Below are 23,544 nucleotides of genomic sequence, written 5' to 3'. Positions count from 1 at the left end.
CTTAAGGAGCGGCGGCGCGCGACCACCGGCAGGTGTTGGTTCCCGGAGGACGAGCGCGACCCGAGGCAGGCCGCGGGTCGGGCCGACGGCGCTCCCGATTGGAAGGGCGGGCGGGGATGGTTGACGCAGGGGAGGCGGGCTCACAGGCTGGCCGTCTCCCGGGCCCGCACGATGTCGCGCAGCTCGATGGCGCCCCCGCCACGGCTGACCGCACGCGCCACCGCGTGATCCAGGGCGCCCTGCAGCACCGACACGATGTCGGCCTGAGCCAGACCCGCGAGCTGTTCGGCGATACGGTCGCTGTCGAAGTCCGGCGCCGGGGAGAGCGACAGCGTACGCTTCCAGTCCTCGACCATGGCCTCGATCTGAGTCGTTTCCGGCAGCAGGAACGCCACCTTCTCCGAGAACCGCCCGCCGCGCACGGCGGCCCCGTCGAGCTGATCGGGATGGTTGGTGGCGGCGATGAAGATCACGTCTCGAATCTGTCCGCCAGCGCCGTCCATCGCGGTGAGAAGCGCGTTGGTGACCGAGGCGTAGTGGGGCATCGCCGCGCGGCGCTCGCCCAGCACCTCGTCCGCCTCGTCGAGGAACAGGATGCACGGACGCAAGTCGGCGGCCTTCTTCAGCAACGCATGGATCCGGGTCGGCTCCTGGATCAGCTCGGTCGAGCGCACCTCGAGGAAGGCCCAGCCAGTCGACTTGGCCAGCGCCCGGGCGGTGAGGGTTTTACCGGTCCCCGGCGCACCGTGGAACAGCACGCCCCGCGGCACCGAGCCCCCCAGTTCCTCCACCTGATGGAGGTGGGTCATGCGGTGGGCGAGGCTGGTGAGCTGCTCGCGCTGTGCCTGCGGCAAATGCAGCTGTTGCAGCGTCGGGGTGTTCTCCGGGAGCTGGGCCGCCCGACCCTGCACCGAGCGGAGCGCCTGCATCAGCACCTCGAAGGTCACCGCCTGGCCGCCGGCGCGCTGCAGGATCGCCGGCGTCTCCTGCCCGATCGCCGTCAGGCGGGCAGCGGAGAACCCGGCCCAGCGCGTGGCGGCCCGCTCGACCGCCTTGTCATCGAGGACGACGGCGCCGGACCGCGACGGCTTCTGCAGCGCCGCGCGCAGGATGGCTACCCGGGCGGCGGCATCCGGAGACGGGATCTCGATCTTGTGATCGAAGCGGCCCTCGCGGATGGCGGCCGGGTCCAGCCGGTCAAGGTGGTTGGTGGCAGCCATCAGCACCACGCTGTAGCGGCGGAGGTTGACCAGCTCGGTCAGCAGGGTGTTCACCACCCGATCCGACTCGCTGTCGCCGCCCGTGTTGCCGCCCCGGTCCTTGAGCAGGCTGTCGATCTCGTCGATGAACAACAGGCACGGCGCCTGCGCCTTGGCATCGGCAAACACCTGCACCACCTGCTCGGTGGTCTGGTTGAGCCACTTGCTGGCGACATCGCCGATCGAGACCGGCAGGAAGGGCAGTTTCAGTTGGCCGGCTAGGGCCTCGGCGAACAGGGTCTTGCCATTGCCGGGTTCACCGTTCAACAGAATACCGTTGCGCGCGGTTTTACCGGGCGGTCTGGCCATGACCTCCTGGCCGGCCGCCAGCAGCCGGGCTTTGACGTCCTCCATGCCCACCACGTCGTCGAAGGTCAGGGCGGGGGGGCGAGCCCGGTAGGTGGGCGCGGGCCGCTCCGCCAACGGGGCGTACGGCGTCACTACCCGGTCCCGGGGCGCCGCGGCATGGTCGTAGTCGCGGGCCCGCTGCTTGATCTCCGGCGTCGCGGTGGCGCGCAGGTAGATCAGGCGCGCATAGTGCACCGTCAACACCCCGGCCAGCACCAGCGTCAGGTAGCCGGTCGGATTCCCGCGGTAGGCAAAGAACAACCAGGCAAACAGCACCATATCCCCGCGGGCATGACGAACCTTGGACGTGGTGATCAACTCGTGCAAGGGCACGCTGTACAGGAACAGCTCACCTCGCCCAAGGTAGCCACCGACACAGCACGCCATCCAGACGGTGAGGTAGGGGTTGTCGGCCGGGGTGATGCCGTCCGAGAAGAAATACAGACAGATAAACAGTGGAAGACTGAGAAATTCACTGATATCCAAGAGAAAATTGTTGTCATCTCGCATGGCTTACCCCTTACGCCCCTTGTTCTTCTTGTGCGGTCGGCTAGCCGGCTCTTTCGCCGGCTCGAGCAACTCGAAATGGATGTCCTTGACCACCGGCCGCCCGACGTTCAGGTAGCGGATCAGCGGCGTGGTCCGGGCCCAGGCCTCTTTCTCGCCGGCGTCGGCGATGTACTGGCGCAGCTCGTCCATGCTCTTGGCGCCGACCGCCTTGGTCATCACGAAGGTGTCCCCCCGCACATTCCACTCGTTCGAGAAAGGCAGCGACCACTCCGGGGCGAAGATGACTTTGCAACCCGGCAAGGCCTTGCACACGGTGGCCCGAGGATTGGAGTCCCAATTCACCTTCACGATGGCGACGACGGGGGCCAGCAGGGCGGTCATGGTGAGCCAGCCCAGGCCTTTGTTGATCCAGCGGTTGGGGTAGGGGTACATGGGGAATCTCCGGTGGCGTTATGGCAAATCGCTCGACCTCGTCAGGACACGGGTGATGGCCTGGGCGTACAGGACGAGGTGAGCGTGCCGGTTAATGACGAGGTGTCGTCGCGCGGAAAACCCACAATGAGTGTGCCGTTCATGGGGCGCAAACAAGACCGATGTCATCCAGTTGCGCATAGTTTAAACTCATCGGGTTGAATTTCAACTCGCAAGGTCCTTCATGTCAATGGGTTGATTCACGACCATCCAAGTCGTTATGGAGGCCGTGATGTCAAACAGCGACGTGGATCAACTGGCAAAGACCGTGGGCAAAGCCATTGCCCGCCACCGTCAGGCGCGCAATCTCACCCAGGAAGAAGTGGCCGAATTGCTCGGGATCGGTAATGAAGCCGTGTCCCGTATGGAGCGTGGCCTGGTGATGCCGACCGTCGCCCGCCTGGTCGAACTGGCCCAGGTATTTCAGTGCGAAGCCGCCGACCTGCTGACAGAAGTCAGTACGCGGGCAGTGGATCAGGCTAAGTACCTGGAGCGCCTACTGTCCCGGCTCGATAATCAGGATCGGGCGATGGTGGTGGCCATGGTGGAGACGCTAACAGGCAGGCTGGCGCAGCGCTGACAGGTTCAATAAGGCGCCGCCTTGGCGGGTTCCGCCCTGCCTCCCGACGGAGGAGTGATGATCTAGGTGGTGAGTAAGTAAGATCTAACCCGATATCGGTAGATCTACAAATTAGGCCCGCACATTGCGGACCTTGCTCATTGAATAATCGACCCTTACCGATCATCGCGGAAAATCTTAAAGAAGGGAGGACTCTCTCCTTAAACGGGGTTCGAATGGTTCGGAGTCAGATTCGTTGTGATTTGGCGAATGCTTCATTCACCAGTTGTAGAACCATTGGGCTGTTAAAATTCATGTAATTGCTGCTAGAATTAAAGCCGATTTAACGCAGCCCTGTTGCCCCAACTTTAAGGAGAAGAAATGGACCTATCGAACTACTCGTACACGGAGCTTTTGGAGCTGCAGAAGAAAGTTCAGGCTGAAATTTCTGGCCGTGAACGCGAGGAGAAGAATAAGGCCCGCGCACAGATTCTTGAACTGGCCAAAATGCATGGGCTGAGCGTTCAAGACGTGCTGGTTGTAGGCAAGCCTGCTGCTCGTAAGCCGGTTGAGCCGAAATATCAGAACCCGACCAATCCAAGCCAGCAATGGACTGGTCGTGGTCGTAAACCGGTGTGGGTCGAAGAACTTTTGGCCCAAGGTAAGTCATTGACAGACCTGACGATCTGAGTGGCCTGATAGCAGAGAGAAAAGCGCCGGCAAGGCGCTTTTTGATTGTCAAGGGGGCAATTGGGGGGTTACAAATCCCCCGGGTGATAAAAATGAAATGGACCAGGAACTGAACAAGCAAAATTCCCAGCGAAATTGAGGCTTGGGATCACGGGGAGGGTGTACTAAAAGGACTAAATCTACCGCCCCCACGTCCAAGGCAACCCGCTTGCAGCGTTTTTGCGTAGGTCCTTCCGGGTTGACCGCAGGGTTGGGCCTCTCAGTCATGGCCTCCTTTTGGTGCGGACAACCTGCATGAGTATCGGAGTGAGGTGAGGGGTCGTGTGCGCGTGAAACAACGTGCCTTTACCCTCCCTCTGCGCTGTAGCTGTGGGGGAGCGCCGTCAATCGACTGAATCAGTTTGCGACTGCTCCAATTGCAGCTGAAAATATTCCTCCAGCTCATCCATCAACTGCGATGGCCGCGGCAAGATGGCCTTGTGCGGATGCCCCTTGAGCGCATCCTTGATTGCCGGGCTGCAGGTGTCCTCCAGTCCGAGAACAATCTCATACTGGTCCTTGATGGCGCGGACTTTCCCATACTTCACATCTGAGCCGAGAAACAACAAATTGTATCGGCCGCCGAAACGCTCGCGGATTGGCTGTTCCTGCTCAGACGGCACTCCGATCAGTAAGGCTTTCAATTTGCGCTGGCCGGTGTGAGGCGGCCGAAGCCCGCCCCCTTGTTCCGCCAAGGCTTTGGGGACTTTTTTGCCGTTCTTGGTACGGCCTTGGCCTATCACGTTGGCGGGCCGGTGTCCGGTCGGTGCGGAGTCCTCCACTTGGGGAGCGGCAGCACTGGCTGGAGTCGGTCGTTCGGTTGCCGATGTGCGCTCGTTATATGGGGCAGGTGCCGGAGCTGCTGCCAAGCTGCCGAGGTGCTGTGTGATGGTATCCAGCTGGGTGCGAAGGATGTCGATCTGCGCACACAATTCACCCGTGGCTCGTTCCAGCGGCGCCATCTGATTGGCCACGAATGCCCCCAGTTTGTGCGCAACTTGCAACAGCAACAGGTCGGAGAACTGGTCCATCGCCGTCGCCAGTGCATCATGTACCGCCGATGGTGCACCAGGCGTAGCCTCGAGTGATGGCGTGTCGGGAGAGGGCGGTGTCTCCATGCTTGTTGGCACGGGGGCGACTCCTGTGGGCGGGAGGTCCGAGTTGGGCGGAATGGCCGGCTCGAGAACCGGTGTCGATGACACGGCCTGGGGTGGCGCGGTCACGCCTTCGATAGCGACGATGGCCTCCGGTAGGGAGTAGGGCAGGTTTTGCTGTAACCCCGAGCCTGTTGCAGCGGATTCCGTGATCGGCCGGTGACCACGCCGGCCTCTTGCACCCGAGTCTGGAGCCGTCTCTTGGCGTGACGGTGGAGCGGTTTCCGTCACATGGGTTTCCTGTTGCGTTTGCTGGGTCGCCGGGGCGGCGGCCAGTGCCTCCTCTTGGGTGGACAGGGCACTGATCGCAGCACGGGTCTCCTGAGATGGCGGGCCTGACTCTACTGCCAGGGCGGCTTCGCATGGAATCGGTTTATCCGGTAAATCATTGGCTTTATCGGTCCGAATGTATACCTTGCGATTGCGGCCTCCTTTCGTTCCGTTCTTCGGTAGGGCCGGCTGGCTGATCAAGTAGCCTTTTTGCACGAGCTCGACCAGCAATCGCGAGGTGTAATCTGGATTCACGCCATATTCGGCCGCCAGGATCTGACGGATTTGCGTCCCTTCCAGCCCGGTCTCGTTGCCGAGCCCGATCAGTTCAAGTAGTTGCCAACGGGAAATGGTTTTATGCATTTGGTCTCGATTCGAAGCCATGGGCTGATTCGTTTCCATTGACTGGCCCTCCTGACTCATATTCAGTGACAACGTATTTTAGTTATTTCACACGGTCGCTCGTACCAATGCGGGGGCTTAATGGAATAGATACCCCCTTCCTGAACCGGCATCGCAGTACCACAGTGAGAGAGCTAACTGTAGTCCTATTAATGTCAGGTCGGGAGCTTTTCTGCACACGGCCTGAGGCTCCTCGGAGCTGATGGCGGAAGTGCCGGTGCGGGTGTCAGGGTCCAAGGCGATGATCGACGTCTGTCAAGCGATGGCTGTGGAATTGCCCCAGTAACCCAGGACATCAACCCCTCAGGTCGATGTTGCCACCAGCCCGTCGGAGCTCCCGTGGCTAACGGTATTTCGGCGCACTGTGCCATGTAACTCTTTCTCCACTGGCTTTGAGCCATAGGATCATTCCTGGGCTCATTTTTAGAGGGACTTCGATGGTCTGAGGAGCGGTCAGGGCGCTGTTCGTAACGAAAAGCCCACGAAAACCCGTGTTTTTCGTAGCAGCTTTCTTTTTCGGAACCGTGTTGAATATCTGCAGGCGACCAGCACCGAGTTTGTTGTAGTTTTGCTGGGCTGGGATGTTATGAGGAATGAGAAGGGAGTCACATGGCCAAACTGTTGAAGATGGAACTTGTCGAGGAAAAAGTCGGGTTCAAGAGAGCAAAAATTTATCTGATGATCAAAAATGGTCGGTTCCCCAAGCCGGAAAAGATCGGCTCCTCTTCCCGCTGGGACGAGGAGGAGGTAGATCGCTGGATCACTGAGCAGGGGTGGAAGAAGACTGCAAGTGACTAGCAGTTTCTCCGGTCAGCCAATCGGCCCAGTGTTGCAGTAACGCGCGCCGTTCTGACAGATACTGGGCCTGGTTGTAGGCGGCTTTGACCTTGTTGCCCTCTGCATGAGCCAGCTGCATTTCAATTAGGTGCGAAGGGAATCCCTGAGCGTGCAGATGCGTCGAGAAGGTGGCCCGGACCCCATGTGGGGTGATGGGCGCCTTAAGGCTTTTTAGAGCTTTGAGCATCGTCGCCTCAGACATTGGCTCGCCGGCTGTCCTCTGGTTCGGGAATACGTAAGGGCCATCCCCGCTCAGGGTTAGCGCTGCCTTCAACAACTCTACCGCTTGATGGGGTAGAGGCACCACGTGTGGGCGCCGCTTCTTCATCTTGTCCCCTGGGATCTTCCAGATCGCGTCATCTAGGTCTAGCTCATCCTTTTCCATGTAGCGCAATTCCTTTGAGCGCACTAACGTCAACATCAGCAGCATCAGCGCCAGGCGCGTGAAGCCCATGCCTTTGTAGCCATTGATGGCCTTCCAGACGGCCTGCGGGTCATCAGCAGGCTTGTGGTGTATCGTAATCGGCACCATGACTGCCCCACGGATTGAGGCGGTAGGATCGACCTCGCAGCGCAGAGTCGATACGCCGTAGCGGAATACCTGACCGCACACATGCCTGACCCGTGCGGCTGTATTCTGGATGCCGCGAGCTTCAAGCTCCTTAAGCACCGACAAGATCATCGTAGGCTTGATGTCGCCGATTGGCAGGTCACCATATTTTGGGAATACATACAGTTCAAGCAGCCGGATGGCTTGGCCTGGAGCTACGGTCCGGCCCTGTGTCTTGAGTTTGTCGTAGAACTCGCGTGCGATCGCCTCGAAATGATTGGCGGCGGCCTCTTGGTTCTCCAGCCGCTTGATCTTACGCATAGTGGTGGGGTTTTTCCCCTCGGCGATCAGCTTCTTAGCTCGGTCGCGTTCCAGACGTGCTTCGGCCAGCGTGACCTGGGGGTATTGGCCGATCGAATATACCCCCTCTTTCTCGCCCAGCCGGAATTTCAGGCGCCAGAGCTTGGAACCGTTCGGTCTAACCAAAAGGTACAATCCCCCTGAGTCCGACAGTTTGGTATCTTTGTCGGCAGGTTTCAGGTTACGGAGCTTGGTGTCGGTGAGTGCCATGTGGGGGGGGGGGTATCAAAAAATAAGTACCCCCAAGGATACCCCCAAAATGGAAGGATTGACATAGACGATGATGGACTGCCGTGGATGGAAAAACCAATAGAACCAAGGATTACATGACCTTCCTAAGACGGGCATAGATGACCGTGGATGTTGATATCGTCGAATGAACTTCGACCAGATCGACGAGTTCAAGGAAGTGGCCGACAGCGTCAACGTCTAAGATTTGATCGCGTTTTTCCCTTTTTTGCCCCGCCCTGCAAGGCGGGGTTTTTTTATTATCGGACGATGAGGGCTCTTGCTCTAACCCGGCATGCAAATCCGCCGCGTGGTGGCATTGCGCCATACCGCCATGGGGAATCCTGATGTCGACCGCCAAGGGCTAGCTGCTACCGGGTTTTGTCCCTCCGGCCTTGTCCCTTTCTTCGCTTGCGGTCTGTTGGGTGGATGGTTATTTCAATCGTGTAGTAAGCACATTTATGGAGAACAGCTGGGCACAAATAACAATGCCGCTTGCCTTGCGGCAAGCGGCATTGTTTCTCCCAGGAGCAGGGGTGAGCTGCTCCTGGGGGGGGGCAGGGAGAGCCTTACATCATGCCCAGCGTCTTGGGTAGCCATAGCGAGATGGCCGGCACGTAGGTTACCAGGCCGAGGAACACGATCATCGTCAGCAGCCACGGCCATACCGCAATGGTCAGCTCGGTGATGCCCATCTTGGTGATGCCCGAGGCCACGTACAGGTTCAGGCCCACCGGCGGGTGGCACATGCCGACTTCCATGTTCACCACGATCAGAATGCCGAAGTGCACGGGGTCGATGCCGAGCGCGGTCGCCACCGGGAACAGGATCGGCGCCAGGATCAGGATGATCGACGATGGTTCCATGAAGTTGCCGGCGACCAGCAGCAAGATGTTTACCACCAGCAGGAAGGCGATCGGCCCGAAGCCCATGTCGATCAACCAGCCGGCCATCGCCTGGGGAATGTTCTCCGACGTCATCAGGAAGGAGAACAGCACGGCGTTGGTGATGATGTAGAGCAGCATCGCCGACATGCTGGCCGAATCCAGCAGCACCTTCGGCACCTGTTTCAGGCTCATGTCCTTGTAGACGAACACGGCCACGATGAAGGCGTACACGGCGGACATGGCAGCCGCTTCGGTCGGGGTGAAGATGCCGCTGTAGATGCCGCCGATCACCAGCACGATCAACGACAAGCCCCAGGCAGATTCCTTCAGCGCCTTCAGGCGCTGGGCCAGGCTGGCCTTGGGCAGGCGCGGGTAGCCGAACTTGCGGGCGCGGTACCAGGTGGTCAGCCCCAGCGCCGTGGCCAGCATGATGCCCGGCACCACTCCCGCCATGAACAGCTGGCCTACCGAGGTGTTGGTGGCAACCGAGTAGATGACCATGGCGATGGACGGTGGAATCAGGATGCCGAGTGCACCAGAGGTGGTGATGACGCCGGCGCCGAAACGATCCGGGAAGCCCTGCTTCACCATCGCCGGCAGCAGGATCGAGCCGATGGCGACCACGGTGGCGGGGCTGGAGCCAGACACGGCGGCAAACAGCGCGCAGGCCAGCACGCCGGCCAGACCCAAGCCGCCGTACCAGTGGCCGACCATGCTGGTGGCGAAGTTGATCATGCGCCGCGCCACGCCGCCGTGGGTGAGGAAGTTGCCGGCCAGGATGAAGAACGGAATCGCCATGATCTCGAACTTCTCGATACCGGTGAACAGCTTCAGCGCCACCGATTCGATCGGCACGTCGGTCATGGTGAACAGGAAGGTCAGTACCGTCAGACCCAGCGAAATCGAGATCGGCATGCCGGTCAGCATCAGCACGATCAAGAGCCCGAAAATGATCAGTGCGCTCATTGTTTTTCATCTCCGTACTTCAGTCCGTGCGGGTGCAGGTTTTCCTCCACCACATCCCAGTCGGCTTGCGCCGTCTCGTCGTCCATGCCTTCCACGTGGGCGTGGTCGTGCTTGGGCAAGTCGCCGGTCTTGATGAACGACCAGGTCACCTGCAGGAAGCGGAAGCTCATCAGGTAAGAGCCACACGGCACTGCCAGGTAGACCAGCCACATCGGCAGTTCCAGGTCGACCGAGGTCTGGTCGGTGTGGCCGATTTCCCAGACGAAGGTCGCCCCCAGCGTGCCGACGATGCTGGTGAACAGCGCGCCGGCCAGCAGGCCGAATACGATGAATACAGCACGGTTCTTGTCGCCGAGCTTGTTGATCAGCACGTCGACACCGACGTGGATGCCGGTGCGCACGCCGTAGGCGGCACCGAACTTGGCCATCCAGACGAACAGGTAGATGGTCAGTTCCTGCGCCCAGGACATGTGGACGTGGGCCAGGATGGGTTGAAGGGCATCGACGCCGGAACCGTAACGGTGCACTACGGAGGCGAAGGTGATGAGGGTGGCCGCCCCCATCAGCGTAGCGATCAGCCACTCTTCGAGATGGTCCAGGAGTTTCAAGGGGGTCTCCGAATAAAGAGGTCAAGAATCAGGGAATTGTCGTGAATCCCCCGATTTCAGGTTATTTGGCTACGGCAGTGCGGACAGCCTTGATGATGTCTGGCCCGATTCGGGAAGCCATGTCGTTCTGAACCGGCTGCATTGCTTTCACCCATGCCGCTTTTTCGGTCGGAGTCGGCGCATAAACCTGTGTCTTGCCGGAGGCCTTGATGGCGGCATAGGCTTTTGCGTTGTCTTTTTCGGCCATCATGTCGTTGTATTCCGAGGCATCTTTCATGGCGCCTTCCAGCGTGGTGCGGATGTCGGCGGGCAGGCCATCCCAGAACTTCTTGTTGACCACCACGGCGTAGCCGCTATAGGAATGGCGCGTGTCGGCTACGTACTTCTGCACCTCATACTGCTTTTGGGTGTACAGGTTGGATATGTTGCCGTCGGCGCCGTCTACCACGCCGGTCTGCAAGGCCTGGTAGACCTCGGATAGGGCCATGGTCTGCGGCAGGGCTCCCACCGACTGCACGATGGCGGTGTTCACCTTGGATGAGTTGATGCGGATCTTCAGGCCCTTTATGTCTTCCGGCGAGCGGATGGGCTTGTTGGCGCTGAACACGCGGAAGCCGTTATCCCAGAACGCCAGCCCCTTGATACCCTTGCTTTCCAGCTTTTTCAGGAGGCTTTGTCCCACCGGGCCGCGGGTGACCTTATGCACCTGTTCTTCATTCGTGAAGAGATAGGGTAGGTCAAACACTTCGAACTCTTTCAAGCCCATCGGACCGAATTTGCTGGTGGTCGGCGCCAGCATCTGCACCGAGCCCATCTGTAGGGCTTCCAGTTCTTCCTTGTCCTTGTAGAGCTGGCTATTCGGGTAGATATTGACCTTGACCTGACCCTTGGTCCGTTCTTCCGCCAGCTTTTTGAAATACTCGGCGGCCTGGCCCTTGGGGGTATCCGTCGCGACGACGTGGCTGAACTTGATGATGATGGGGTCGGCGGCGAAGGCCGAGCCGGCTACGGTAAAGGCGGCGGTTACTGCCATCGAGGTGATCAGGCGCTTCATGTCTATCTCCATTTAGGTGTAGTGGAACTTCCTTGCCATCTGGCAAACCACAGCTCGCTGTCGTTTGTGCGCTGTTCAGGCTTCTTTTACTGGGGTTCTCGTGCTGCGCGTTTCGGCCGATCCTTCTCGGAGAAGCATGGCCCGCGCTTTGCTCCGTTGTGCCATTTCATTGTCGCTAGAGCTTTCAATTTTGTTAAATGCATTATTGTTTTGTATTAATGAGTTTTTGTTTTTCTTGCTTGAGCATCGATCAAGTGCAATCCGTTGTCTGGCATGGCCGTGCCCGGGTCTTCCGCCTCCACCATCATCAGGTCAGGTCCGGCAGGAACTGCTCTTCCACCAGTGCAAGTGAGCAAAAAAATGCCACCTCGTTCGCAAGGTGGCCTAAGGAGTCACACTGTGGAAACAGGGGTGATCATGTTCGACTACCTCACTTCACTCCTCCTGATGGGACATGTCCTTCTTCGTGGGGGTGAGCCCGGTCTGCTGGAACCGTAGATTCGGCCGCCTTGTAACGAGGCATGGCATGGTTCACTCTGTTCCTGCCATCAGGCCGGTGAAGGGCTTGGCGATGCCGAGATTTTGCGTATCGGCTTACGTTGAGTAAAATGAATTTATGTTTGTCATTGTTGAGTTTTGGTCATGAAAATTGACACGATTGGCGTTCAGGCCTTCATCGCGATTGCGGAGAGCGGCAGTTTCCAGACGGCAGCCGAAAGCCTGTTCCTGTCCCAGGCCGGCATTACCCGACGGTTGCAGAATCTGGAGGAGTACCTGGGCGTCAAGCTGATCGAACGTACAACGCGCTCGGTTGCCTTGACCCGGGTGGGAGAGGATTTTCTACCGCACGCGAAGCGCTTGTTGTCTGAACTAGCAAGCTCACTTAGCGAAATCCGCGATACCGGCAAGCTCAAGCGAGGCAGTGTCACCATCGCCTGCGTGCCGACGGTCGGGGTGCGTTTCCTGCCGAAGATCATCCAGGCCTACTCGGCCAAATACCCCGACAATCACATCAAGATTCTGGATCACACGTCGGCCGGTGTTTCCAGCGCCGTGCTGCAGCGCGAGGCGGAATTTGGCATCACCATCGCTGGTTCGCATCATGCCGAGTTGAGCAGCGTTCCCTTGTTGGAGGACGATTTCGTACTGATCTGCCGTGATGACCATCCGCTGAGTGACAAGGCGCAGCTCTCCTGGAAAGAGCTGGAACCTTACCCGCTGATTTCGATCGGCCAGTTCAGCGGCAACCGCCCCTTGCTCGATCGTGCGCTGGAAACCCAAAACCTGGCCTTGCAGTCGGTTTACGAGGTACAGCGGGTTTCCACGGCGCTCGGCCTGGTGGCCGAAGGGGTGGGTGCCGCGGTATTGCCGAGATTGGCCTTGCAGAGCGATGCCTATCCGCGTATACGGGTCCTTTCGCTGGTCGAGCCGGTGGTGGCCAGGGGACTGGTGCTGATCGCCCGCAAGACGGCCGAATTCTCGCCCGCTGCCGGGGCCCTCTACGACATGGTTCAGCAGTATCACGGCGAGTTGTTGGCACATTGACCGAATAGTGCAGGCGGGGGCATGACAGACATGTAATGGGTTATTTATCAGCTTTGTGCATCAATCAGAAAAATAAATTCATTTCACTTGAATTTGCCGAGTGCACAGAATGAAACGGTAGCTCAATTACCTGCCGAGAATTCTGATGCTGATACCCATTCCTTGTGTCGTTATGCGCGGAGGCACCTCCAAGGGGCCTTTCTTTCTGTCGCGCGATCTGCCGCGTGACGAATCCACCCGTAACAAAGTCCTGTTGGCCGTGATGGGGTCGCCCGACAAGCGCCAGATCGATGGCCTGGGCGGCGGAGACAGTCTATCCAGCAAAGTTGTGATGGTCGATGCATCGTCCCGCCCGGGAGTCGATGTCGAATACCTGTTCGCCCAGGTGTCGGTGGACAGTGCCACGGTTGATACCGCCCCAAACTGCGGCAATATGCTGTCTGGTGTCGCACCGTTTGCCATTGAGCACGGCTTGGTGGCGGCCGACATGCCCACAACCACAGTACGGATTTACAACCAGAACACAGGCAAGATTGTCGAGGCGGTGGTGCAAACTCCAGGAGGCAAGGTGAACTACGAGGGTGACGTCCGCATCGACGGCGTACCCGGTAGTGGAGCCCCGATTCTGCTGAACTTCCTGGATGCGGCTGGTGCCAAGACTGGCAAGCTACTGCCGACCGGCAAGCTCGTCGACGAGGTCGACGGTGTGGAAATCACCTGCCTCGACTTTTCGACCCCCATCGTGTTCATCGCGGCTCAATCGGTCGGCAAGACCGGCTATGAAACCAAGCAGGAGCTGGATGCCGACGCTGAATTGCTAGCCAGACTGGAGCGGATCCGGCTGAAGGCGGCGGTATTGATGGGCATGGGGGATGTCTCCGGTCAGGTGCTGCCCAAGGTGGTACTGCTGGCCAAGCCCGCCAAGGGGGGCAATATCAGCTCTCGCTATTTCGTTCCCTGGAACTGCCATGCTGCCCATGCCGTCACCGGCGCCCTGTGTGTGGCGGCGGCTTGCAGTATCCCCGGCACGGTTGCCGCCAGCTTGGTGCAGCTCAGCCCCCAGGACCCAAGTGCGATTTCCATCGAGCACCCAGCCGGGAGGATCGACACTCGCATCATCATCGATGGTAGGGAGCCTGACGGTATGCCGGCCATCCGTAGTGCCGGGCTCGTGCGTACGGCTAAACCCATTGTCTCCGGCGTGACATATGTTCCCGGTGCCGTGTGGGATATGCCATGAACGGATTTTCAGGGGTGGCGTAACCCGCAGCAGCGTCTATGCTGAAATCAGATTTCTCCTCTCTTTGGGCCCCGTCAGTGCTGACGAGGCCCTTTTGTTTGGGCGTCGTCGGGCGGGCATGCTTTGCCTGAGGGTGATGGAACGGGCTGGCGACGAAGCCTCCTTGCCCTTGCCTGCACGATGCCGAGGCAAAAGCGGGTACAATTTCCGCCTGCGTTTCAAGACATGACGGAAAGCTGGATTTGATGGTGTGGGTCGTATTGTTGTTGTGCGTGGTGGCTGCCGGGGCCTGGCTGGTGCAGAGCGGCAAGTTGCCAATGGCCAGGCTGACGAACTGGTTCGATCGCCTGTTCGACATCCGGGAGGACAAGACGGTCGAGGAATGGGATGACGCGACCTTGTTCGAACCGGTCGAGCGACCCAACCAGACTCCCACGGCAGTCCCGGCACCGGCGCATCTCGCAGAGCCCACTCCCGACACGGCGATACCTCGCCCTGAGCCGGCCTCCGGGACTCGACAGAGCCCAGCGAGTGTGGAACCCAACCTGCCGCATGTCGAGCTGCCACGCTTTCAGGCGCCGACGCCACGTCGACACACCGAATCCGCTCGCCCGTCGACGGCCATGGGTGCCGCCGTATCCCGTGCCGAGCCGGTACGGCATTCCCCGCATGTGCCCGACAAGAACTTGCCGCACGTCGAACTGCCGCGTTTTCGGGCGCCTGCCCGCCAGCGCCCCCCCGAGCCGGTAGACGAGAGCTTGCCAGTCATCGGCCTGGCTGATGTCCAGCATAACCTGCATGCCGGCATCCGCCGGCGTCAGCGTGAGAACGATTTGAAAGGGGAGGGGCGCTCTCGCGTCTCCCCCGAGACCGCCAAGTCGGAGCTGCCGCTGATCGGTGCCGACGAGGTGCGTGCCCAGCTGCGTCAGATTCACGGCGACAAACCGTTCCTGCAATCCGCCCCGGCCCCCAAATCGCATAAGGGCATGTCGGCCCCGGCCAGCCCACGGCCGGTCATGGTGCCGCCGAAACCTGTGATCAACACACCGACGGCACGGCCGGTCACGGTGGAGCCACCTCCTCGCCTGCCGGACCCGCTGCCGGCGGCGGTCGAGCCCGCACCGTTCGTGGCGGCTCACCAAGTCATCGACGCCTTGGCCGGCAGTGCGCCGAGCGTGGGGGCCGCGACCGAGTTCGTGCCTATTCCCCCTGCACACGTTGCTGCGGTGCCGCCGCACGCGCTGGCTCAGTCTGGACCGGCTCTTCCCGAGCCGGCGCCGTCTCCGGCTCCCGTTGAGGCCGCGCCGATGGAGATTCCCGCCGTTCAGGCCGTGCCAGTCGCTATCCCGGTTTCCCCGGTATTGCCGGTGAGGGAGGAGCCCGAGGAACCGCTGCCGCCGGTAGCCCAGCCTGCGATCGTTCAGCCAGAACAGGCGGGCATCAAGGCGGCCACGCCGGCCGTCGAGCCCACTCCCGTCGTGGTGCCCCCGGTTTCCGAGCCGGCGGTGGTGCCCCCTGCGCCGCCCGAGATGCCCGTCAAGCCCGCCTCCGGCCTGGTCTGGGAGATCATCAGCGAGCGCAATGACAGTCCGCCTCCTGTGCCGGCTGCCGTGCCGGCTTGGCCCAAAGCCGCGCCGGTCGTCGTGGTCACGGAACCCGAGGATGTGCCGGCCACGGCCTCTTCGCCCGTCGCCGGCGACGCGGCATGGTCGAAGCCGGAAGAGGGCGTTCAGCCGCCGATGGTCCACAAGCACGCCTTGCCGGTGATCTACGGCGAAGCCTGTCTGCCGCCGCTGGAACTGCTCAACCCGGCCGACGGCGTCGAGGAGCCGCAGAACGAAGAACTGCTGATCGAACGCGGCATCGTCATCGAGGAGAAGTGCGCCGAGTTCAAGGTCAAGGTCAGCGTGGTGGATGCTTACGCCGGCCCGGTGATCACCCGCTACGAGGTGGAACCGGCGGTGGGTGTGCGCGGCAACCAGGTGGTCAACCTGGTGAAGGATCTCGCGCGTGCGCTGGGGCTGGCGTCGATCCGCGTGGTCGAGACCATCCCCGGCAAGACCTGCATGGGGCTGGAACTGCCCAACCCGCGCCGCCAGATGATCCGCCTGTCGGAAATCTTTTCCGCCGACGTGTTCCAGCACTCCGGCTCACGCCTAACGCTGGCGCTCGGCAAGGACATCACCGGCCAGCCGGTGGTGATGGACCTGGCCAAGGCGCCGCACCTGCTGGTGGCCGGTACCACCGGCTCGGGCAAGTCGGTTGGCGTCAACGCCATGATCCTGTCGATGCTGTACAAGGCCACGCCGGACGAAGTGCGCTTCATCATGATCGACCCCAAGATGCTGGAACTGTCGGTGTACAACGACATCCCGCACCTCTTGGCGCCGGTGGTGACCGACATGAAGCTCGCCGCCAACGCGCTCAACTGGTGCGTCGGCGAGATGGAGAAGCGCTACCGGCTGATGAGCGCGCTGGGCGTACGCAACCTGGCCGGCTTCAACCAGAAGGTGCGCGAGGCCGAAGAGTCCGGCCACAAGCTGACCAACCCGTTCAGCCTGACCCCGGAAACGCCGGAGCCGCTGGCCCCGCTGCCGTTCATCGTGGTGGTAGTGGACGAATTCGCCGATCTGATGATGGTGGCGGGCAAGAAGATCGAGGAACTGATCGCCCGCTTGGCACAGAAGGCGCGCGCAGCCGGCATCCACCTGATCCTGGCCACACAACGTCCGTCGGTGGACGTGATCACCGGCCTGATCAAGGCCAATATCCCGACCCGCATCGCCTTCCAGGTGTCGAGCAAGGTCGACAGCCGCACCATCCTCGACCAGATGGGCGCGGAAAGCCTGCTGGGCCAGGGCGACATGCTGTTCCTGCCGCCCGGCACCGGCTACCCGCAGCGGGTGCATGGCGCCTTCGTCACCGACGAGGAAGTGCACGCCGTGGTCGAGCATCTCAAGCAGTTCGGCGAGCCGGATTACGTCGACGGCCTGTTGACCGGCGAAGCCGAGGCAGAGGAGGACGCTGGCGCGGAGGCGGGTGGCAAGGCGGCGACGGAAGACGACCCCCTCTACGACGAGGCCGTGGCCATCGTGCTGAAAACCCGCAAGCCGTCGATTTCCTCGGTGCAGCGCCACCTGCGCATCGGTTATAACCGTGCGGCGCGCCTGATCGAGCAGATGGAGGCGGCCGGCATCGTCAGCCCGATGGAGAGCAACGGCAATCGTTCCGTGCTGGTGCCCGACCGGACGTTCTAGACCTGTCCTTTTCAGGCGACAAAAGCGCGGGCAAAACCGCGCTTTTGTCGTTCTGAGGTGGCCGCCGCTGCCGGTTTGTTCCGGATGAGCCTAAACTGCTAGTTATGCAGGACGATTGAACTGTGGTGACCACCGCCGCCGTTTCCATCCCACCCGCTCAGCCGGGCACAACAACAAAACAAGCCGCATGGCCGGAGGAGGCTCTGTGTCTGACACCATCACCATGTCTGCTGCCGAGGCTTCGGCGGGTGCCGACGGTAACGTGGCTTTTCTGAGCAGTGTGCTGGCCGCCACTGCCGACGTCGCCATCATCGCCGTCGATCCGCATGGTCGCCTCACGTTTTTCAACCGTGGCGCCGAGCGCTTGCTGGGGGGGCGGGAGGATGAATTGCTCGGCCAGCCGGCTGCCGCCTTGTTCCGCCAGCTGCCGGAAAAGCAATGGCCTGCCGACGCAGCGGAGGCTTCCGTCTTCGCGGGTTTGTGCGCGGAGGGGCAGGGTGACGAGACGGTGAGCGCAGACTGCCTCGGCCGTGCACCGGATGGAAGCTGGCGTCGGCTGCGGCTGCGTGTGAGCCGGCTGCGGGTGGCGGGCGAGGCGGCTGGCCATGTCTGCGTGGCGACCGCACTAGAGCCTGTCGAGCACGACCTGCATCTGCTGCAGCAGCGCTTGTCCGCGGTGATCGAGAGCTTTCAGGGTGGCGTGCTGGTCGAGGACAGTCAAGGCCGTGTGCTGCTCGCCAACCAGCGTTTTTGCGACATGTTCGCCCTCGAACGAAAACCGGCCGAGCTGCAGGGAGGTGACGGACGCAAGTACGCCGTGGCAATCAGTGGCCAGTTCGCCAACCCCGAGCACTTCCTCGCGTCGACCGATCAAGCGATTTCCTGGCATCGGCCGGTCAATGGCGAGCAACTGGCCATGGCCGATGGTCGCTCGCTGGAGCGCGATCACGTGCCCATCTTCCTCGATGGCATGTACAGCGGTCCGATGTGGATCTACCGCGACGTCACCCAGCGCAAGCAGCAGGAGCAGGAACTGTTTCTGCTGGCCACGACCGACCCTCTGACAGGGGGCGCCAACCGACGTACCTTCATGTTGCGATTGTCCGAAGAATATGCCCGCTTCCGTCGTTACGGTACCCCCACCTCGCTTCTGATACTGGATGTCGATCACTTCAAGAGCATCAACGACATTCATGGGCATGCCGCCGGTGACAAGGTGCTGAAAGCACTGGTCGGGCTGTGCCGTCAAGCGCTGCGGAGCACCGACACCCTGGGGCGCCTGGGAGGGGAGGAATTCGCCGTGTTGCTGCCGGGGTGCCCCGGCAAGAACGCGAAGGACGTGGCGGAGGCGTTGCGGCTGGCGCTGCTCAGCCATGTCTTGTGGCATGAAGGTGTGCCGGTGCAGGTGACGGTCAGCATCGGCATCGCCGAGTTTGTCTCCGGCCAGCTCGATGGCGAGTCGGTGCTGATGAGAGCGGAGCGGGCTCTGAATGCGGCCAAACAAGCGGGCCGCAACCGGGTCAGCCTTTTTTCCGAAACCGCCTGATACCTGTCGGGCTGACGCTTGGTTCCCCAAGAAACAAGGAGGGCGAGTGTGCCACCGATGCTGGACAATCTGTTGAAACTGCTTGGCACCCCACGCGACGGAGCCTTGTTGCGTTTCGGCATCGCCAACGAGTACGCGCATCTGCAAAACTGGACGGAGGCGGAAGCGCATCTCCGGGCGGCGCTCTCGATGCAGAAAGACTACTCGGCTGCCTGGAAGCTGCTGGGCAAGGTGCTGGCCGCCGCCGGCAAGGAGCGAGAGGCATTGGCGGTCTACCAGGAGGGCATTACAGTCGCTCAAGCCAAGGGGGACATCCAGGCGGTCAAGGAAATGACGGTGTTTGCTCGTCGCTTGCAAAAAAGTCTGGGCGAAACCAACTGAGGCCCAGGTCTCTCCATTCTTCTCTTCCTGCCATTCTTCCTGCAGCACCAGGATGCGCTGGTTGCCGAAGCTGATGCCGCAGCGCTCAGGACGGCTTGAATGCCGGTGCGGGCAGCTTTTGGGAAATCTCTCCGGCCAGCTCGGCCAGTCCCTGGTTGAGCGCCCGTACCAGCGCCGGGTAACCGTCACCCCGTTGCACCACCTCGATGCGGAAGGGCTGCCTGGCTGGCGTGGTCTGCCGGCCATCGCGCAGCAGCCAGTGTCCGCTGAGCACCGCGCGACCGTCGAAACGGCCGTTGAACTGGTCGAACACCACCAGCAGCGTCGGGCCACTGGAACTGCCGGCGGCGAGCGGGGTGGTCCAGCCGTAACGGGGCAGGCGCTGCCCCAGTTCGGCACTCAGGCGCCGGGGGATGGCCTGCTCCGGGGCTTCGGCCCAGAGGCTGTGGCGGGCCGCTTCGATCGTGACGTCGTCGCTCTGGTAGACGATGTGGCGGTCGTTCAGGTAGTCGGGCAGTCTGACGGTGACCAGGATGTTGCCCACGACGGCCGCCGCCGGGGCTGTAGCAGACGCCGTATCGTCCGTCAGCCGGTAATAGTGCACGGCAGGGGAACTGGCGCAGCCCGCCAGCAGCGCCAGCAGGGTGAGACCGGGCAGTCGGGTCATGGCGTGGCTCCTTTCGGCTCGGGGTCGCGCCCGGAACGGTTGAACAGCAGCGCGTTGGGGGTTTCGTCCAGGGTGCGGACCACCGGGCGCATCTCCTGCAACAGCTGGTTCAGCGTCGACAGCGATTGCTGCAACTGCTGGTAAGCCGGCGACTGCGGCGAGACGCCCTCCAGCGTGCGCTGCAGCTCCTGCAAGGTGTTGCGCAGATCCTGCGGCAGGCGCTGCGTGTCCGGCTGGGCCAGCAGCGCGTCCACACGCTGGGTCAGGCGGCGGACTTCGGCCAGTGTCTGCTGGCCTTCGGCCAGCGTTTGATCGGCGTTGCCCAGCGTCGTCTCGAGTTTCAGCCCGTTGAGCTTGTCGAGCAGGGCTATCACTTTCGCCTCGATCTGGGCCAGCCCGCCGCTCGTGGTCGGCAGCACCGGCAAGCCGTCGATGCGAGCCATGCGCTGCTCCCGCAGCTTGCCGTCGAAGTCGAGATCGACGAACACCGCGCCGGTCAGCAGGTTGCCGGTTTTCAGCCGGGCGTTCAGACCTTCTCCGATGGCGTGTTCGATTTCCTGCTGCCAGTCGTTTGGCCGCGAGGGGGTGAACGATTCGATGCGGTCGGGCTCGATCCGCAGCAGCACCGGGATGCGCCGCTCGCCGAGCACCCAGCGTTTCCGGTTCTTCAGCGGGTAGGGCAGCGCCTGCACCGTGCCGATGCGCAGGCCGCGGTACTCCACCGGTGCCCCGACCGTCAGGCCGCGTACCGACTCGTCGAAGAACGCCAGGTAATCGATATGGCGGCCCGTGTATTGTTCGGAGATGCTGTCCTGATCCGGGTAGAGGGTGAACGGCGTCATATTGGCGACCCGCTCGCCCAGCGGCCGGCCGGGGGGCACGTCGAAGGCCACGCCACCACTGACCAAGGACTCCAGCGAACCGGTGCGGATCTTGAGCCCCTCGGCGGTGGCGCTGATCTGCAAGCCGCTGGCGACCCAGAAGCGGGAGGTATCGGTCACCAGCCGGTCGTAAGGCTGCTCGATGAACAACTGGTAATTCATCTGTCGGGTAGCCGGGTCGAAGTTGGCCGTTTCCACCCGTCCGACCTGGAAGCCCTGATACAGCACCGGATCGGCCACCGACAGCACTTTCACGTTCTGGCCGCTCAGCCGTATGCGCAAGCCGGGAACGTCGGGACCGGTGACCGGCGCCGACGGCAAGGCTTGGAATTCGGTTTTCCGTTCCGGCGACTTGCCCGGCTGCAACTGGATATAGGCGCCGGAGAGCAGTGTGCCCAGGCCCGATACCCCGGTCTTGTCGATGCGCGGCTTGACCACCCAGAAGCGGGTGTCGGCACTCAGCAGCGATTCGGTGCCGGCGTCCAGCCGGGCGGTGACCCGCACGCTCTTGTTGTCCGGGCTGAGCCGGACGGCCGTCACCTTGCCGATGCTCACGTCGAGCACCTTGATGGTGGTCTTTTCCGGAGCGACCCCCTCGGCGTTGGCCATGCTCAGGGTGATTTCCGGTCCGAGCTTGCTCCAGGTGTCATAGACCATCCACAAGCCCGCCAGAATGGCGATGATCGGTACGACCCAGACCAGGGACAGCCGCTTGAGCGGCCGTATCCGCGCCGGACCTTGGTTTTCGTCAGTCGAATTCGTCATGTTCTCGTCCGGTTGATACCGGGTGTTGTACATCCCACAGCATGCGTACGTCAAAACTCATGGCGGACAGCATGGTCGCCAGCACCACGCCACAGAAGGAAACGGCGGCCACGCCGGGGTGGACCGACATCAGCGAGCCCATGCGTACCAGCGTCACCAGGATGATCACCACGAACACGTCGACCATCGACCAGCGGCCGATGAAATCGACGATGCGATACAGCCGGGTCAGGTGCAGCGGGCGAGTCCGGTGCGGGCGCGAGGCGGCCAGGCAGAGCGCGGCCAGCGCGATCATCTTGACGATGGGGATGAACACGCTGGCGACGAAGATGATCAGCGCGATCGGGTACGAACCTTTCTCCCACAGCAGGAAAATGCCCTCGACGATGGTCGAGGGCGTGGTGCGCCCCAGCGACTCGGTCAGCATGATGGGATAGAGATTGGCCGGCAGGTAGAGCACGATGGCGGTCGCCAGGAGCGCCACGGTCTTTTGCAGGCTGTGCGGGTGGCGTGCGTGCAGGGTTGCATGGCAATACTGGCAGTGCCCGGCGGATGCCGGCGAGAAGAAGCCGCACACCTGGCAACCGTGGCAGGGCTCCGCCGGCCGTTGGGTCGGGTCGATACCATGGAGCAGGTTGATGCGGTAGTGCAGCCAGTGCGCTTCGACCAGGCTGCCGGTGCGTGTCAGTGCCAGACTGAAGCCCAGCAAGGCCCAGAACGACAGCCCGAACCCCACCTGCGCCAGCGACGCCATCTTGATCATGCTGACGATGGCGCCGAGCAGGAACACGTCGACCATCATCCACGGCTGGATTGCCACGGACAGCCGGCCCAGCGGCTTCATCCAGGGTAATCGGCGCCCGGTCCTGATGCCGCTGAACAGGTAGATGGTGGAGAGCAGAAAGATGGCCGGCAGCAACAGCACGCAAAGCAGCAGCACGTTAGCCAGCAGGGCGAAGTCGCGGCGGTAGATGGTCTCGGCGCTTTCCAGCAGCGTGATCTGGGTCTGGTTGCCCTGCACGTCGATGGCCAGCAGAGGGAAGCTGCAGGCCAGCAGCAGCAGGATCAGCGAGGTCCAGGCCATAGCCAGAGGCTCGTCGATGGGGGAGTGCGGGATGCTGACCAGATGCTCGTCGCAACGCGGGCAGGTGGCCTCCTCGCCTCTCTCCAGGGCGGGCAGCTCGACATGCAGGCCGCACTGCGGGCAGGCCATGGCGTGTGCGGGTAGGGCTACGGGCTCGACGGGAGCGGGCAGGATGGTCGGAGGGGCGGGCATCGTATGCTGGGTCGGCTGGGTATCGCGACAACTGACAGTCTACGTCGAAATCCTGCCGGAAGGGGTCTGTCGGCGGTCGAGCCGTGCGGGTTGCCTGGGCTCTGCCCATGCCGGACTCAGTCGCCGTAGCGGCTGCGCAGCTCGGCGAAGGCGGGTATGAATGGCGGCTGGACATAAGGCTTGAGCAGCGTGAGCACTTGCTTGACGCCGCGCCGGCCGGCCGCCTCGGTGATGACGGCCTTGGGATGGGCAGTCTGCTCGAAGGCGAACCAGAATTTCACCACCAGCCAGATGTTGATCGTGATCGATTCGATATCGTCGTCGTCCATCTTCAGCAGGCCCAGCTGGATGAAGGCGCGGAAGTGGTTGCCGAGAATGTTCTTCAGTTCGCTGTTGACGAACTGATGATACTCGTTCTGCAACAGGGGATTGCGCGCCAGCAGTCCCGGCAAGTCGTAGAACATGAAGCGAAACCGCCACATGGCCTGGAAGGCGGTATCCAGGTAGTTCACCAGATCGTCCACCGTCAGCTCGCGCTCGGATGGCACGGCCAGCCGTTCGGTCATGAAGCGGCGGTACTGCAGGAAGATCTGATGGACGATCTCTTCCTTGTTGCGGAAGTGGTAGTACAGATTGCCGGGGCTGATGCCCAGATGGGCGGCGATGTGGTTGGTGCTGATGCTGCGCTCGCCCTGCTCGTTGAACAGCGTCAGGCTTTCTGCAACGATGCGATCGTAAGTCTTGATGCGTTTTTGGGTCATGGAACGGGGTGGCAGCGGGGTGATGGCGGCGAG

20 protein-coding genes and 1 pseudogene are annotated in these 23,544 nt (G+C 61.7%); 8 read left to right on the top strand and 13 right to left on the bottom strand.

The genetic code is table 11. The features are described 5' to 3' along the window. Positions 1–140: 140 nt before the first annotated feature. Positions 141–2,117: an ATP-binding protein gene (locus tag PSEMAI1_RS0110885; RefSeq protein ID WP_024302909.1), complete on the bottom strand. Its 1,977-nt coding sequence runs from the start codon at positions 2,115–2,117 to the stop codon at positions 141–143. A gap of 3 nt (positions 2,118–2,120) precedes the next feature. After that, the gene (locus PSEMAI1_RS0110880) at positions 2,121–2,549 is read right to left on the bottom strand and encodes a hypothetical protein (protein WP_024302908.1); all 429 of its coding nucleotides are present in this window, start codon (positions 2,547–2,549) and stop codon (positions 2,121–2,123) included. A gap of 271 nt (positions 2,550–2,820) precedes the next feature. Here PSEMAI1_RS0110880 and PSEMAI1_RS0110875 point away from each other — a divergent pair, with 271 nt between their 5' ends. Together PSEMAI1_RS0110875 and PSEMAI1_RS0110870 are read left to right on the top strand one after the other, a co-directional pair. Next, positions 2,821–3,168 carry a helix-turn-helix domain-containing protein gene (locus PSEMAI1_RS0110875; RefSeq protein ID WP_024302907.1) on the top strand — a complete coding sequence of 116 codons (348 nt, stop codon included), beginning with the start codon at positions 2,821–2,823 and terminating at the stop codon, positions 3,166–3,168. A gap of 360 nt (positions 3,169–3,528) precedes the next feature. Next, complete coding sequence (locus PSEMAI1_RS0110870; protein WP_024302906.1) at positions 3,529–3,837, top strand: H-NS family nucleoid-associated regulatory protein; 309 nt, start codon at positions 3,529–3,531, stop codon at positions 3,835–3,837. 263 nt (positions 3,838–4,100) lie between these two features. Here PSEMAI1_RS0110870 and PSEMAI1_RS22495 read toward each other — a convergent pair. Then, a pseudogene (locus PSEMAI1_RS22495) lies at positions 4,101–4,178 on the bottom strand (DUF4431 domain-containing protein); the annotation flags it as partial. A 42-nt stretch (positions 4,179–4,220) separates the two neighbouring features. After that, on the bottom strand, positions 4,221–5,702 hold the full coding sequence (locus tag PSEMAI1_RS0110865) for a hypothetical protein (RefSeq protein ID WP_156943121.1): 1,482 nt from the start codon (positions 5,700–5,702) through the stop codon (positions 4,221–4,223). A 609-nt stretch (positions 5,703–6,311) separates the two neighbouring features. Between PSEMAI1_RS0110865 and PSEMAI1_RS0110860 the strand changes: the two genes are divergently transcribed. Next, a complete protein-coding gene (locus PSEMAI1_RS0110860) occupies positions 6,312–6,500 on the top strand; it encodes an AlpA family transcriptional regulator (RefSeq protein WP_024302904.1) in 189 nt (62 codons plus the stop codon). Here PSEMAI1_RS0110860 and PSEMAI1_RS0110855 read toward each other — a convergent pair. The 5 genes from PSEMAI1_RS0110855 to PSEMAI1_RS0110835 all read right to left on the bottom strand — a co-directional run bounded on the left by PSEMAI1_RS0110855 (position 6,463) and on the right by PSEMAI1_RS0110835 (position 11,192). After that, positions 6,463–7,659 (bottom strand): integrase arm-type DNA-binding domain-containing protein, encoded by a 1,197-nt coding sequence (locus PSEMAI1_RS0110855; protein WP_024302903.1) that lies wholly within the window; start codon positions 7,657–7,659, stop codon positions 6,463–6,465. The genes PSEMAI1_RS0110860 and PSEMAI1_RS0110855 overlap by 38 nt on opposite strands. 112 nt (positions 7,660–7,771) lie before the next feature. After that, positions 7,772–8,038: a hypothetical protein gene (locus tag PSEMAI1_RS0110850; protein ID WP_156943120.1), complete on the bottom strand. Its 267-nt coding sequence runs from the start codon at positions 8,036–8,038 to the stop codon at positions 7,772–7,774. A 208-nt stretch (positions 8,039–8,246) separates the two neighbouring features. Then, positions 8,247–9,530: a TRAP transporter large permease gene (locus PSEMAI1_RS0110845; protein ID WP_024302901.1), complete on the bottom strand. Its 1,284-nt coding sequence runs from the start codon at positions 9,528–9,530 to the stop codon at positions 8,247–8,249. Then, positions 9,527–10,138, bottom strand: a complete 612-nt coding sequence (locus tag PSEMAI1_RS0110840; RefSeq protein ID WP_024302900.1) for a TRAP transporter small permease — start codon at positions 10,136–10,138, stop codon at positions 9,527–9,529. Before PSEMAI1_RS0110840 ends, PSEMAI1_RS0110845 begins: the two co-directional genes overlap by 4 nt. Positions 10,139–10,199: 61 nt before the next feature. Then, complete coding sequence (locus tag PSEMAI1_RS0110835) at positions 10,200–11,192, bottom strand: TRAP transporter substrate-binding protein (protein WP_024302899.1); 993 nt, start codon at positions 11,190–11,192, stop codon at positions 10,200–10,202. A 642-nt stretch (positions 11,193–11,834) separates the two neighbouring features. Between PSEMAI1_RS0110835 and PSEMAI1_RS0110830 the strand changes: the two genes are divergently transcribed. The 5 genes from PSEMAI1_RS0110830 to PSEMAI1_RS0110810 all read left to right on the top strand — a co-directional run bounded on the left by PSEMAI1_RS0110830 (position 11,835) and on the right by PSEMAI1_RS0110810 (position 19,161). Next, positions 11,835–12,737, top strand: coding sequence for a LysR family transcriptional regulator (locus PSEMAI1_RS0110830; protein WP_024302898.1), 903 nt, complete (start codon positions 11,835–11,837; stop codon positions 12,735–12,737). Between the two features lie 145 nt (positions 12,738–12,882). Beyond that, the gene (locus PSEMAI1_RS0110825) at positions 12,883–13,977 is read left to right on the top strand and encodes a 4-oxalomesaconate tautomerase (protein WP_024302897.1); all 1,095 of its coding nucleotides are present in this window, start codon (positions 12,883–12,885) and stop codon (positions 13,975–13,977) included. A 245-nt stretch (positions 13,978–14,222) separates the two neighbouring features. Beyond that, positions 14,223–17,234, top strand: coding sequence for a DNA translocase FtsK (locus tag PSEMAI1_RS0110820; protein ID WP_029770640.1), 3,012 nt, complete (start codon positions 14,223–14,225; stop codon positions 17,232–17,234). A 205-nt stretch (positions 17,235–17,439) separates the two neighbouring features. Next, positions 17,440–18,780 (top strand): sensor domain-containing diguanylate cyclase, encoded by a 1,341-nt coding sequence (locus PSEMAI1_RS0110815; RefSeq protein ID WP_024302894.1) that lies wholly within the window; start codon positions 17,440–17,442, stop codon positions 18,778–18,780. Between the two features lie 57 nt (positions 18,781–18,837). Beyond that, a complete protein-coding gene (locus PSEMAI1_RS0110810) occupies positions 18,838–19,161 on the top strand; it encodes a hypothetical protein (protein ID WP_029770639.1) in 324 nt (107 codons plus the stop codon). 85 nt (positions 19,162–19,246) lie between these two features. Here PSEMAI1_RS0110810 and PSEMAI1_RS0110805 read toward each other — a convergent pair whose 3' ends face one another. From PSEMAI1_RS0110805 to PSEMAI1_RS0110790, 4 genes are all read right to left on the bottom strand, one after another. After that, the gene (locus PSEMAI1_RS0110805) at positions 19,247–19,828 is read right to left on the bottom strand and encodes a membrane integrity-associated transporter subunit PqiC (protein WP_024302892.1); all 582 of its coding nucleotides are present in this window, start codon (positions 19,826–19,828) and stop codon (positions 19,247–19,249) included. Then, positions 19,825–21,474, bottom strand: a complete 1,650-nt coding sequence (gene pqiB, locus PSEMAI1_RS0110800; protein WP_029770638.1) for an intermembrane transport protein PqiB — start codon at positions 21,472–21,474, stop codon at positions 19,825–19,827. The genes PSEMAI1_RS0110805 and pqiB overlap by 4 nt, the downstream gene beginning before the upstream one ends. Further along, positions 21,458–22,750, bottom strand: a complete 1,293-nt coding sequence (locus tag PSEMAI1_RS0110795) for a paraquat-inducible protein A (protein WP_024302890.1) — start codon at positions 22,748–22,750, stop codon at positions 21,458–21,460. Before PSEMAI1_RS0110795 ends, pqiB begins: the two co-directional genes overlap by 17 nt. 116 nt (positions 22,751–22,866) lie before the next feature. Next, positions 22,867–23,511, bottom strand: coding sequence for a TetR/AcrR family transcriptional regulator (locus PSEMAI1_RS0110790; RefSeq protein WP_024302889.1), 645 nt, complete (start codon positions 23,509–23,511; stop codon positions 22,867–22,869). Positions 23,512–23,544 lie beyond the last annotated feature (33 nt).

Origin of the sequence: Pseudogulbenkiania sp. MAI-1 (genome assembly GCF_000527175.1) — a bacterium.
In the GTDB taxonomy this organism is placed as follows: domain Bacteria; phylum Pseudomonadota; class Gammaproteobacteria; order Burkholderiales; family Chromobacteriaceae; genus Pseudogulbenkiania.
Note: the sequence above shows the minus strand (reverse complement) of the source record. Positions and strands in the feature narration are given on the sequence as shown.